Below are 12,591 nucleotides of genomic sequence, written 5' to 3'. Positions count from 1 at the left end.
GCTCATCGGTGCCCTTAGCCTCGATCCACCGATGAATGCTGGGTTGGTGGTGCCCCGAAGATAGAAGGTGCCCTCTGAGCTGGAAGGATAGGAGTTGCGAAGCTTCTATCGTCTGGCTCGAAAGGGCACCTCGCAGGTGAGACTACGCCATGACGCGCCGGTGGTGCGCGCGACGTTCGATGATCCGAATCTGGTGTCGTGTGCCGGCCTCGTTCCGGTGATGCGCCTGGCCCAGCAGGCGGGTCTGCACGACGCGGTCACCGACCGGGTCCGGCTGCCGACGGACAAGGGCGCCAATCCTGCGGGGAAGGTCGCCACGATCGTGGCCGGGATGCTCGCGGGCGCGGACAGCATCGACGACCTCGACATCGCCCGACACGGTGGCATGCGGTCGCTGTTCACCAGCGTGTACGCCCCGTCGACACTCGGGTCGTTCCTACGCACCTTCACGCACGGACACGTGCGGCAGCTGCAGGCCGCCGCCCGTGGCACCCTGATCGGCCTGGCCGGGCGGGCGCCGATCCTCGCCGGCGCCGACGTGCTGACCTTTGTGGATATCGACTCGATGCTGCGGCGGGTCTACGGCAAGCAGAAGCAGGGCATCGGGTTCGGCCACGCGAAGATCGGCGGCTACAACGTCTACCTGCGCGGCTACAACCCTCTCGTCGCCACCGTCTCCACACCGCTGTCAGCGCCGGTGATCGCTGCTACCCGGCTGCGTTCGGGCAACGCCGGCTCAGCCCGGGGCGCCGCGAGCATGATCGCCGAAACGATCACCACCGCCCGGGCCTGCGGGGCATCAGGGGAGATCGTCGTGCGAGCGGACTCGGCGTTCTACGCCAAGACCGTGATCGACACATGCCGACGCCGTAACGTCAGGTTCTCGGTCACCACCCGGATCGACGCGAAGATCCGCACCGCGTGCGACAGCATCACCGAAGGGCAGTGGGCCGACATCAAGTACCCGCAGGCCGTCTGGGACGAAAACGCCGGGCGGTGGATCTCCGACGCGCAGATCGCCGAAACCACCTACACCGCCTTCGCGGGCACCCGGCACCAGGTGACCGCCCGGCTGATCGTGCGCCGGATCCGCCGCGACGACCCGGCACAGATCCCCGGCCAGGAAGAACTGGTGCCGACCTACCGGTATCACGCGGTACTCACCGACAGCCCGTTCACCCTGGTCCAAGCCGAGGCCCAACACCGCGGCCACGCCATCATCGAGCAGGTCAACGCCGACCTGATCGCCGGCCCGCTGGCGCACCTCCCGTCGGGTCGGTTCGCCGCCAACGACGCCTGGCTGACCTGCGCCGCGATCGCACACAACCTCACCCGTGCCACCGGACACCTCGCCGGCAGCGCCTGCGCGACCGCCCGGCCCGCCACCATCCGCACCCGAATCATCACCGTCGCCGCCCGGCTCGCCCACCGAGCCCGCCGCGTCCACCTGCACCTCCCCGAACACTGGCCCTGGCAAGCCGGGTTCGACAACCTGTTCACCGCCGTCCACCCAGCACCCAGCTGACCACGCCACATCAACCGAAACCGGCGGCCCGACCACAGGCCACAACCCCTGCCCCACCCCCACAGCCGAGCCCGGAGCAAGCCGAACGCCGTGGTCGGCCGCTTCCACACGGCCGAAAGTCACTCAACACCGAAATGATCAACCAGCGTTCGACGACAACTGCGTCGGTGGATCGAGGCTTAGTCCAGCCGTTGTATCCCTCGGACACGATGCCCTCCAACACCTTGGAGATCTCGGCGCTCAGACCCGCGTCCATGACCTCGCCAGTCACGACGTTGTACGCGCCACGAAGCCTCGCCCAAGCGTCAAACTCGCTAGGGATCCACTCGACGAGCACCACCACGCTCCGATCCAGGCGCTGGATCTTCTCCATAACCTTGTAGGTCGGGCACCAGGCAAGGACCACGCCGCCATCTTGTGGGTGGCCGCTCCGCTCGGTCACGATGTCGAGCTTGGCGAGTTCGGGGTGGTGAGTCGCCGAGTTCTTGTCGGGCGCTACGACCGTCAGATGGGCGCTGCGCTCGCGCGCTACAGCAAGGCCGAGCCGCTTCGGAACCTGTCAAGATCAATGAGACAGGGATTGGTCACATTGTTTGTGTGGCGGCTGGTGGTTGGTTGATCCAGGCAGCGCCGGGGATGGGTGGCGGCGTGGGCTGCCGTGGGAAGCGGTTGGGGTTGGCCGCGTAGGCGGCGTTGAGGACCTCGGCTCGCTGGAGGCGGACCTGGTCGGCAGTGCCGAAGTGCACTGATGCCGGGGTGTGCAGGCCGATGCCGGAGTGCCGGTGTTCGTGGTTGTAGTAGGTGAAGAACTCCTGGCAGAACGCGCGGGCGTCGTGGATGGAGCCGAACCGGTCCGGGAACGCCGGGCAGTGTTTGAGGGTCTTGAACGCCGATTCGGAGTAGGGGTTGTCGTTCGATACTCGTGGGCGGGAGTGGCTGCGGGCGATGCCGAGGTCGGCCAGTAGCACGGCGACGGGCTTGGAGGTCATCGAGGTGCCGCGGTCGGCGTGGACCGCCTTCGGGGCGGCGCCGATACGGGCGATCGCGTCGGCGATGAACTCCTCGGCCAACTCGCCGGACTCTCGTGGCGCGACCTGCCAGCCGACGACGTACCGGCTGTAGATGTCGAGCATCACGTACAGGTCGTAGTAGACGCCCCGGTACGGGCCGTGCAGTTTGGTGATGTCCCAGGTCCACACCTCGTTTGGGGCGTGGGCGACCAGTTCGGGACGCACCCTGGGCGGATGCGCCGCTTGGCGGCGGCGCTCGCGCACCTCACCGTGGGCGCGCAGCAGCCGGTACATGGTCGCCTCGCTGCACAGGTAGGTGCCCTCGTCGAGCAGGGTCGCCCAGATCTGGGCCGGGGCCTTGTCGGCGAAACGGGGTGAGCGCAACACCGCCAGGACCTGCGCCTGTTCCGCCTCCGACAGTGCGTTGGCCGGTCTGCGCCGCGGCGCCGGCGGCGCCTTCACCGCCGCGGGCTTGGCCTGCCGGTAGTGGGTGGCCCGCGACTTGCCCAGCAGGTCGCAGGCTCGCTTGGTCGAGGTCAACGGCGCCAGTTCGGCGAACGCGTCGTCGATCACCCGCGCCGCCGCCGTTCGGGTGTCGGCTCCGCGCTCTCGGAGAGCAACCCCAAGAGCGCGTGTGCTTTTCCCACCACGTCCAGCGCCGCTTTCGTCCGCGCCAGCTCCGCCTGCAGGCGTTCGTTGTCCCGCCGCAGCCGCTCGTTCTCCGCCTGCTCCGGGCTCTTGCCCGGCCGCCGGCCCGGCCTGGACGCCGGCCCCGCCAAGGCTCCCGCGTCGCGGGCGCGGCGCCACTCGATGATGTGCGAGTGATACAGCCCCTCCCGGCGCAGCAGCGCACCCCGCGCGCCGGCCTCGGACAGGCCGTCGTACTCGGCCACGATCGCCAGCTTGTACTCAGCGGTGAACGTCCGACGCTTCGGCCGATCCGAGCGGGGTGAAGAGGCTGAACTCATCCGCCCATCCTCGCCCAGGCCGATGCCCATGTCAGCGATGCTCAAGGTCACGATCGTTGATGATCCCGTCTCGCCCTACTTCAGAAAATCCGGTTCTCCGGTGTCTCACAAGATCCTGGCAGAGAGGGCTTGCCAGGCTGGATCGTGTCCGTTTCGGTGCCACGCGGCACGTAGATGTAGCGATGCCTGAGCACCTCTTCCAGCTGGCCCGACACAGCAGCTCCCTCCAGGTCGTTCTGCTCAGGGAGGCTAGACGGCACCTCCGACAGTTCCAGCACAGCCCCGAACAGGCCCGGAAACCGTCACCGACCAGCCGCCTGGCGGCTGACTCGCATCCGCACGCTGACTTCGCCGCCAGGGTTGGCGAGGCCGCCGGCGTCGACACCGCCGTCCGCGCGGTCGCCGCCCTGGCACCGCTAATCGGGGCGGCCGGGATCCAGCGGGCCTACCCGATCGCCAAGGCCCGCGCCGACCTGACCGGGCTGCTGTACGCCGACGGCACCCACGACAGCCTCTACCGCTCCGGTGGCTGCACGCTTCTGACCGGACCGGTCGCCGAGGTGGCAGCGATCCGACCTGGCACCGCAGCCGCCGACCGCTACGACGAGGCAGCGAGAACAGCAAGGCAGCGCGCACCCTCATGACGAAGGGTGCGCGTCGCCGGCGTATGTCAGTGCGTGTGAAAGCCGTCCTCCAGGTCGAACATCGTGCCCTCGGCCTTGGCGCACAGCGCGGCGATCACCCGGCGGGCCAGCAGCGCCGACATCCGTTCCCGAATCTGATCCTGATCGCACCACGCCCAGCTGCGCAGCTCGTCCGGCGGCAGCTGGATATCAGCGGTGCCCAGCTCGTCGAGGGCGCCACCGTCGTAGACGAACATGACACCCTCGGTGCGTTCCGGTCGGGGCGGCACCCAGTCGGTCACCAGCAGCCGGCCGGGGACCATCGACTTGCCCAACTCCTCCTTGACCTCACGGACCGCCGCCCGCCAGGGCGACTCGTCGGCATCGACTCACCCACCGACGAGCTCCCAGTAGTCCTTGTAGATGGGCTCAACCAGCAGAGCCCGCCCGGCAGCGTCGGTGAGCAGAGCCGCGGCGCCCATGGGCTCGGTGGAAGCGTCGCAGCTCTGGCAGAATCTCGTCACAACTTCGGGACAGTTCCGGCTAGGTTCCGCTGCTGCTCCGTCGGCGGCACGACGAGCGGCATCGACTTGATGATCTTCGCGTTGATGCTCGGTTTGACGCCCGGCAGCGTTCTCGCCACGATCCACTCCCGGACGCCGGGATGGGTGAGGTACCAGGCCAGATACTCTGCTCGAATTCCTTCCTTCGCGCGGACTCGGATGCACGTATTGCCGACCAGCCAGCCGCTGTGCTGGTCATCTGCGACTGCGGTTCTGCTGGTCTTGCCGACTCGTACCAGCAGCACGTCACCCGCATGGATGCGATACCGCCGGTCGAGTCCGGCGGCGGTGGCACTGCTCACGGTGAATTTCGGAGCGGTGGCGATCTCGTCGTCACGGACGTTGGTGGCGGTGACGACTGGGACACCTCCGGCGGCCTTCTTCGAAGGGGGAAGGGTTTCGCCGCTTACTCCCGGTTGCACCTCGCAAAAGTCGCCGAGGGGGCGGTTCTGCCAGTCGTCCGGCACGAGGCCGAGCAACGTGTCCATGGTGCCGTCGGTTCGCGGCAGCGGCCGGGCACGAGGCCGGCCTGCGTCGACCTGTAGGACGTAGTCGTTGTCGCGTAGTTCGGGGATGCTGACGCTGACGGCGTCGACACCCGCCCGCGCCGGCGTGAGCACTTCGCCGTTCTGCCAATTCCGGTAGACGCCGACGATCGTCTCGATACCGTCTCCAGTCAGCGCCCAGTGGGTCTTCTCGGTCCTTCGGGTGGCGGCGCTGGCGTCGATCAGCAGGACGTCACTTTGTGCGTCGTCTGGATGACCCAGCATCCAGATGCTGACTGCTGTCTTCGCCTCCCGGAACATATGCTCCCGGAGCTGGATTACGCACCTGATGACGCCCGCCTCGACCATCGCCGCTCGGACGTTCTGGTCTCTGGTGCTGCTTGCCTCGGTGGCGCTGGCCGGCATGATGACAGCGGCCCGGCCGCCAGGGGCGAGCGACAGGGCGGCGGCTTGCAGCCAGGCAAGGCCGGTGTTGTGGGGGTTCGGCTTGCCGTACGGCCATGACTGCGCGTCGTCCGCCGGCTGCCATTGCTCGCGGCTGAACGGCGGATTGAGCAGGATGGTGTCGAACTGTTCGGGTTCGGCGACGACTGTCGATAGCCCGGCCGCGGTGTCGTCGGTGATGGCGGCTCGGTAGCCGTGCACGGCGAGGTTCATGGTGGCGATGTGCCGGGTTCGTTTGGTGGCGGCGCGGCCGCTGACGACCGCCAACTCGGTGCTGGCACGCGACATGTGCTCGGCGGCGGCGACGAGCAGACCGGCGGTGCCGCAGCACGGGTCGTGTACGCGGCTCCCGGGCCGGGGATCGACCAGCCGCACCATCAGCTGCGCGATCTCGGTGGGCACAAGGTACTGGTCGAGCGTCTTGTGTCGCGCTTTGGCGAACCGGTCGAGCAGGTGGTCGAAGATCAGGTGCGGCGGTTGCCGCCGCTCGGACAGTACGGCGTCGATCTCGGTTACGGCATTCCTCCACCAGGGGTCCTTGAACGTGGTGCGGATGCGTCCCGTGAAGTATGCCGCGGCGGTCGTGGCCCGGGCGTGCTTCGCGTGGACGAGGGTGAGGACCAGCCGCTCGAACAGCCACGCATCGCTGCTGCGAAGCATTAGATCCTCGAGTGGCGCCGACCATTGCGCGTCAATCAGAATCGCTGAATTGGTCCGATGCCGCGTGTCATGGCCGTGGATCGCCTTGCGGAACCGGTCCCCGTAAATCGTCCCGTGCTGCCGGTCGAACCACTCCGCTACGAGGGCCGTCGGATAGGTGTGCGTTCTTCCGGTGCTGCTCGGGCGGGGAAAGTCGGCGTACCGCCTAATCCAGTTGCTGACGGCCTGCTCCGTGACGCAGACCGCAGCGGCGATCTGCGACCTGGTCACCGTGTCCGGCGGGACAGGCGTCACCGGCCTTGCCCGTCCTTGCCCTGGGGGTTCCGCCAGGCGCCAATCAGCCGCGCCAGGCGACGGGTCCGCTGCTCATCCACAATCACCCAAGCGGCGAACGCCTCCACGGCCATGAAGAAGGCCATGGTCAAGTACAGAATCTCCGGCTCACTCAACACTTCGGCCAGCCTCAGGAGCATGCGGTTCCTCCGGTGTGGTCGGTCACTGCATCCGACGATAGGTATCCCGCTCCCCGCGAGCAGCCGCGTACTCCGATCGTTTCTAGATCGTTTTTGAGGCAGCGCTGCGATACCTCCCGACGGTCGGGCTGATGGCTCCGGGATGCTCACTACATCAATGGCCAGTCGTCAACTGACCTGACCCGATATCGGAGGGATTGGCGCAAATTGTTGTGCTGGTTGAGCACGTAGCGGTCGAGCAATCGGTGGGCGCGACGATGTGGCTCGCTTCGCAGTGGGGAAGGTGGCCAGGGCCTCCACCATTTTGCGCCACCGTGGTTGACGATGGCGAACACCCGGTGGTGCTGGCGAACCGACCCGGAACGGCGACCACCTCGGTCCGCAGACCCCATCCGGCAGGCTGGAGCCGGTCATTCCGCCCAACGCAGACAGACTGCCCGACAGTTCGACAGTGACCCGGCGGTGGTCACGGTCGCGTCTCCCGACGGATTGGGAGGCGGTCGAAGGCGGCGTGCAGCAGCGGGTTGCGATCGGCCGCGCCGCGGAACTGCTGCAACGCGGTGCCCAACTCCCAGGTCTGGCGTTCATCGCCAGCCCGCACGATCTCCTGCAGGATCGAGGAGGCCGACTGGTGCTGCCCGATGCTGATCAACTGCTCGATGTCGCGCAGCGGCGCCACTACGGTCGGCAGCGCCGGGGTGGGCAGGAATGTCCGGCCGAGACTGTTGGCGACGTACCATGGGTCGAGCGTCGCGACCATGCCAATGAACGGCCGGTCGGTCGGAATCTCCGCGAACTCGGGCGCACCAGCCTGGATCTTGTCGAGGGTCCGGCCGAGTTGGTCGAACGCCTCACCCAAAGTCTTGACGTAGGCCTCTTGCACCGTGGCGTCGGCAGCGCGGGCTGCCAGCGGGGAGCGCGTCGCCTTGGTCTCGACCAGCAGCACCAGGTCGTTGAACACCACGAACCAATCTGTACTCGCTGCCTGCTGTCTGCGCTCCCGATACATGATCTCCGGATACACCCGAGCGTCCGGGAGGGTCGCGAACTGCCGTCCGACGTAGTCCTCATGCAGATAACCCAGCTCACGCGTGAACGACGTCCCCCATCGGGCGACTCCTACGTAGTAGAGCTCCAGTGGCGTCAGGCGCCGCGGAATGAGGTGGCGGACCGGCGCGATGAGCCGGCCGTCCGAGAGCCGCACGAACGGCCGTGAGGTCAGCGGATCGAAGGCGTAGCGGTCGAGGTGCGGCAACGGTGTTCGCTGCTCAGCCGAAGTGTTCTCCTGGCGGAACTCCTCCATGGACTGCCCGAAGACCGAACGGATGACACCCAGGATCTCGTCCCGCGGCAGCACAGCGAGCAGCTCGGTGAACTGCGGCTGATCGAGCCAGGCCGGATCGAAGAAGCCGCTGTTGCGTTCCGCCGAGGTGGCGAGCATGACCACGATCTCCGTCGCGGTGACCGTCGGGGCACCGAGAAGCTGAGCAATCGCCTCCGGCGGGATCACCTTCAGCCGCCTGCTGCCGGCGTAGTCGTCAAAGAACACCACCGGACGCGCGAGCTCGGCCAGACCGTGCTCCTGGTACGGGAACTGTTCGTAGAGGGTGCGCGCCATGATCGCGAAGGCCGAGTTTAGGTGGGAGTGATCGAGCTCCTCCGGAACGAGGTTCTCATGCATCCAGCATGCCGTCACAATGTCCCGCTCCTGCGGCACGCTCCGCCGGTGCGAGTTGCCATGCAGGATGGACGCCTTCGCGACGGCGGCCAGCGCCCATGGCGGTGTCTCCATAAAAATCCGCGCACCGGGCTCCTCAGGGGACAGCCGCAACGGCACCCGCAGCGATCGCCGCGCGAGTGCCTGCAGCAAGGCTTTTTGATTAAAACGCCGCACGAACGAACTAAACTGCTGGTACGAGAACTCGGGGACAGGACTCTGAGTCACCAGACCAGAATCACATGCCCGACAAGCTGTTTAGCTGAAGGCGCTGTTGCGTTGGTGGATCGGTGGGCACGCCGAGCCGCGCCAGCGGGCACTGGCCAGAAGGGTTCTACCGCTTGGTCGGGGGCTACGAGGCACTGTCTACCGTGGTTCATTGCTCACTGTTGGAGCATAACGAGCAACGCGTAGCTGATCTTTCGCAAGCGATCGCAGCAAGGCCTTCCTGCGACCTGTATACACCAGGTAGAAAAAGAAAAGCCGCAGGTCAGCGACCTGCGGACACCGGCGGAGCGTCAGGTTAGGAAACCGTTGCTCTATCCCCTGAGCTACGAGGGCGTCATGATCCAGGCTAGCTGGCGGCGGCTGTCAGCGTACCGCAGGGAGTTCTGGAGCAAGCTCCGAGAGCACCAAGATCAGGTGGACATCCTGAACGCGTCGACACCGGTCAGCTCGGCCGAGAGCGCCCAGAGCCGCGCCGCCCCGTCCGCGTCCGTCTCATGGTCGACCACCGCACAGTCCTCGCAGTACCGCCCGCCGGTGCCGGCGAGCCGGGGTGAGGTGGCCGCCCACACCTGGGTCGCCGCGCCCTGCTCCGGCGTCTTGAACTCGGTGTCGATCAGGTTGCCGTCCGCGTCCACCCATCCGGCGTCGACCATCTCCGCCCGGCTGAGGTGCCGCTGGAGCGGGGTGAGGATGTGACCGGGGTGCACGGAGAACGCCCGCACTCCCGCCGCCCGGCCGAGTGTGTCGAGCCGGTCGGCGAACAGCACGTTCGCCCGCTTCGACTGGGCGTACGCCTGCCACTTGTCGTATCCGGAGGTGAAGTGCGGATCGGACCAGCGGATCGCCGACGGGTGCTGGGCGCGGGAGGTGAGGACCACGACCCGGGCTCCCCCGCTCTGTCTGATCGCCGGCCACAGCAGATTGACCAGCGCGTAGTGCCCGAGGTGGTTGACGCCGAACTGTGCCTCCCAGCCCGGGCCGACCCGGGTCTCCGGGCAGGCCATGATGCCGGCGTTGTTCATCATGATGTCGATGTTCCTGCCCGAGGCCAGGAACCGGTCCGCGAAGGCCCGTACGCTGTCCAGGTCGGCCAGGTCGAGGTCGTCCACCTCCACCCCGTCGATTCCGGCCAGGGCGGTGCGGGCCGCCGCCGGCCGCCGGGCGGGTACCACCACCCGGGCACCGGCCCGGACGAGCGCCGCCGTCGTCTCCCGGCCGACTCCGGAGTAGCCGCCGGTGACGAGCGCGAGTCTGCCGGCGAGGTCGATCCCCCGCAACACCTCGTCGGCGGTACTCCGTGCGCCGAACTCGACCGTCTCCCCGGCCCCGACCCCGACCCGGGTGGTTCCCCGGCCAGCACATCCAGTATCCGAATTGTCTGCTGTCACTGTCACATGGGCGAAGCTATTTGCTAGACCGTGCTCTAGGTCAACACGCGTATGCTCCGGCCATGCTCGACACTCCAGTGGATTTCAGCATCGGGCAGGTGGCCGAGCGTACCGGCCTGAGCGTGCACACCCTCCGGCTGTACGAGCGGGAAGGGCTGCTGACCGGCCGGCTACGCCGCAACAGCGCCGGGCGCCGCGTCTACACCCAGTGGGACGTGCAGTGGCTCCACAACTGTACGAAGTTCCGAGCCTCCGGAATGCCACTGGCCACGATCCGCCGGCTCGCCGAACTTGTCGGCGACGGTCCGGGCAACGAGGCCGAGCGCCTCGAACTGCTGCGTACGCACCGGCAGCGGGTTACGGAGCGGATCGCCGAACTCCAGGACTGCCTCGACCTGATCACCGGCAAGGTCACCGCGTACGAGGCGGCGGTCCAGCAGGGCACCGCCGACCGGCTCTGGGGCACCCCGTCGACCGGAGCCGACACCGCCTCGGACACCAACCCCGGCACCGGCGCCAGCGAACGCCGATGACAGCAGCCCGCACCGAGACGAGCCCGATGCGTGGTCCCGGGGGCGCGGGCCGGCCGACGCTCGGGCGGCGACGAGCAGCACGTCGGGCGGCGGGGACGGGATTCACTCGGCAGCTCCGCCGGGAGTGACCAGCCCCGTCTCGTACGCCAGCATCACCAACTGGGCGCGGTCGCGGGCACCGAGTTTGGTGATGATCCGGCTGACGTGGGTCTTCGCGGTCAATGGGCTCAGTTGCAGGACCCGGCCGATCTCGGCGTTGCTGCGCCCGCCCGCCACCAGCGCCAGTACCTCGCGTTCGCGGACCGTCAACCCGGCGAGCCGCTCCGTCGAGCCCTGCGGCGGCCCGGGTCGCCGGCCGAACTCCTCGATCACCCGGCGGGTCACGCCCGGGCTGAGCAGGGCGTCGCCGGCCGCGACGACCCGGACAGCGTGACACAGCTCCTCCCGGCTTGCGGTCTTGGCCAGGAAGCCGCTCGCCCCGGCCCGCAAGGCCGTGAAGATGTACTCGTCGATCTCGTACGTGGTGAGCACGATGACCCGTACCCCGGCGGTGACCGGATCCGTGGTGATCCGCCCGGTGGCCGTCAGTCCGTCCACTCCCGGCATGCGAACGTCCAGTAGTGCGACGTCGGGTCGGACCCGCCGGACCTGCCGCAGTGCCTCCGCGCCGTCGCCCGCCTCCGCCACCACCTCGATGTCGCCGTCCAGCCCGAGCAGGCCACGCAGCCCGGCCCGGACGAGCGGCTGGTCGTCGGCGAGCAGCACCCGGATCGTCATCGCACGGTCCCGCCCACGGCAGTGATCGCCCGAGGTAGCCAGGCTCGGACGGCGTACCCGCCCCCGGGCAGCGGGCCGGCGTGCAACGTCCCGCCCAGCCCGGTCGCCCGTTCCCGCATCCCGGTCAGCCCGTGCCCGTCGGCGGCCGCCCCGGAACCACCACCTGCCCCGGAACCACCACCCGCGCCGTCGTCGCGAACGTCGAGGACGACGCCGTCGGCGGCGTACCGGAGCATCAGCGTGACCGATCGGGCGTTGGCGTGCCGAATCACGTTGGTGATCGACTCCTGGGCGATCCGGTACAGGGTCAAGCCGACGGTGGGCGGCAGCGGCCGGGGCTCGCCCTCGCGGTCGAACGCCGTCGTCAGGCCGGCCTCGGCCGCCCGGTCGAGCAGCGTGCCGAGGTGCGTCTCGTCCGGCGGGGACCGTGGTTCCGGCGTGGTTGCGGCATCTGGCTCGCGCAGCAGGTGTATCGCTCGACGCAGCTCGTCGATTGCCTCCAGGTTGACTCCTCGGGCGCTGTCCAGCAGTTCCTGTGCGGCGTCGGGGTCCCGCGCAACGAGTTCCCGCGCCAGGTTGAGCTGGATTCCGACCACCGCGACGGTGTGCGCGGTGACGTCGTGCAGCTCGCGGGCGATCCTGATCCGTTCGGCGAGGACCAGCCGGGCCCCCTCCCGGGCCTGCTCCGCCTGCTCGGCGGCGAGCCGGGCGTCGGCCTCCCGGGCGTACAGCTCGGCGGTGCGGAACGCGGTGCCGGCCACCAGGGCCAGGGCCAGCATCGCGGCCTCTCGGAGCGCCCCGTCGAGCAGCCGGAGCGGTTCGACCCCGGCGTTCAGCACCCAGCCGGTGGAGACCAGCAGGGTGGAGACGCCGACCGCCGCGCCGATCAGCGGCTGGCCCGCCCGGGCGACCGTGTAGAGCGGGACCAGCAGCGGCCAGATCGGTGATACGCCGGGAAGGCCGGTCAGGTTGTAGCCCATGATGGCGACCAGCGACAGCACCAGCACCAGCACCGGGTACCGGCGCCGGAACAGCAGCAGGGCGCCGGTCCCGACCCCGAGGACGGCCGCGGCGACCGTCGAGTCCCGGCTCGACGGCTCGCCGGCCACCTCGGTCGCCAGTGTCATGGCGACGGCGCTGGCCAGCGCGAGCAGTGCGTCGAGCCAACGCATCGGA

Annotated in this window: 11 protein-coding genes and 1 pseudogene; 3 read left to right on the top strand and 9 right to left on the bottom strand. The window is 68.4% G+C overall.

Going from position 1 to position 12,591, the window contains the following annotated elements; translation table 11 throughout:
- The first annotated feature begins 136 nt into the window (after nucleotides 1-136).
- Nucleotides 137-1,525 carry an IS1380 family transposase gene (locus EV371_RS09955; protein WP_165436649.1) on the top strand — a complete coding sequence of 463 codons (1,389 nt, stop codon included), beginning with the start codon at nucleotides 137-139 and terminating at the stop codon, nucleotides 1,523-1,525.
- Nucleotides 1,526-1,535: 10 nt separating this feature from the next.
- Here the strand turns inward: EV371_RS09955 and EV371_RS34230 are convergent, their stop codons facing one another.
- Both EV371_RS34230 and EV371_RS09945 read right to left on the bottom strand, forming a co-directional pair.
- Nucleotides 1,536-1,967, bottom strand: coding sequence for a hypothetical protein (locus EV371_RS34230; protein ID WP_486484556.1), 432 nt, complete (start codon nucleotides 1,965-1,967; stop codon nucleotides 1,536-1,538).
- Nucleotides 1,968-2,109: 142 nt separating this feature from the next.
- Nucleotides 2,110-3,533, bottom strand: a protein-coding gene (locus tag EV371_RS09945) for an IS3 family transposase (protein ID WP_486484910.1) whose coding sequence is annotated in 2 segments (ribosomal slippage) — nucleotides 2,110-3,182 and nucleotides 3,182-3,533 — 1,425 coding nt in all. Because the reading frame shifts where the segments join, the coding sequence is not laid out codon by codon here.
- Nucleotides 3,534-3,685: 152 nt separating this feature from the next.
- Between EV371_RS09945 and EV371_RS09935 the strand changes: the two genes are divergently transcribed.
- A complete protein-coding gene (locus tag EV371_RS09935) occupies nucleotides 3,686-4,147 on the top strand; it encodes a hypothetical protein (RefSeq protein ID WP_486484555.1) in 462 nt (153 codons plus the stop codon).
- A 26-nt stretch (nucleotides 4,148-4,173) separates the two neighbouring features.
- Here EV371_RS09935 and EV371_RS09930 read toward each other — a convergent pair.
- From EV371_RS09930 to EV371_RS09910, 5 genes and pseudogenes are all read right to left on the bottom strand, one after another.
- Nucleotides 4,174-4,503 (bottom strand): annotated as a pseudogene (locus EV371_RS09930) (NUDIX domain-containing protein); the annotation flags it as partial.
- A gap of 143 nt (nucleotides 4,504-4,646) precedes the next feature.
- Nucleotides 4,647-6,593: a type I restriction-modification system subunit M/S gene (locus EV371_RS09925; protein WP_130461797.1), complete on the bottom strand. Its 1,947-nt coding sequence runs from the start codon at nucleotides 6,591-6,593 to the stop codon at nucleotides 4,647-4,649.
- Complete coding sequence (locus EV371_RS09920) at nucleotides 6,590-6,772, bottom strand: hypothetical protein (protein WP_130461796.1); 183 nt, start codon at nucleotides 6,770-6,772, stop codon at nucleotides 6,590-6,592. Before EV371_RS09920 ends, EV371_RS09925 begins: the two co-directional genes overlap by 4 nt.
- 466 nt (nucleotides 6,773-7,238) lie before the next feature.
- Complete coding sequence (locus EV371_RS09915; protein ID WP_130461795.1) at nucleotides 7,239-8,717, bottom strand: hypothetical protein; 1,479 nt, start codon at nucleotides 8,715-8,717, stop codon at nucleotides 7,239-7,241.
- Nucleotides 8,718-9,127: 410 nt separating this feature from the next.
- Nucleotides 9,128-10,111, bottom strand: coding sequence for an oxidoreductase (locus EV371_RS09910; RefSeq protein ID WP_486484554.1), 984 nt, complete (start codon nucleotides 10,109-10,111; stop codon nucleotides 9,128-9,130).
- Nucleotides 10,112-10,167: 56 nt separating this feature from the next.
- On the opposite strand from EV371_RS09910, the gene EV371_RS09905 reads away from it, so the two are divergent.
- Nucleotides 10,168-10,638 carry a MerR family transcriptional regulator gene (locus EV371_RS09905; protein WP_130461794.1) on the top strand — a complete coding sequence of 157 codons (471 nt, stop codon included), beginning with the start codon at nucleotides 10,168-10,170 and terminating at the stop codon, nucleotides 10,636-10,638.
- A gap of 102 nt (nucleotides 10,639-10,740) precedes the next feature.
- Here EV371_RS09905 and EV371_RS09900 read toward each other — a convergent pair whose 3' ends face one another.
- Both EV371_RS09900 and EV371_RS09895 read right to left on the bottom strand, forming a co-directional pair.
- Nucleotides 10,741-11,415 carry a response regulator transcription factor gene (locus EV371_RS09900; protein ID WP_130461793.1) on the bottom strand — a complete coding sequence of 225 codons (675 nt, stop codon included), beginning with the start codon at nucleotides 11,413-11,415 and terminating at the stop codon, nucleotides 10,741-10,743.
- Nucleotides 11,412-12,587, bottom strand: a complete 1,176-nt coding sequence (locus EV371_RS09895) for a histidine kinase (RefSeq protein ID WP_130461792.1) — start codon at nucleotides 12,585-12,587, stop codon at nucleotides 11,412-11,414. The genes EV371_RS09900 and EV371_RS09895 overlap by 4 nt, the downstream gene beginning before the upstream one ends.
- Nucleotides 12,588-12,591 lie beyond the last annotated feature (4 nt).

The sequence above is a fragment of the Plantactinospora sp. CNZ321 genome, assembly GCF_004217235.1.
Note: the sequence above shows the minus strand (reverse complement) of the source record. Positions and strands in the feature narration are given on the sequence as shown.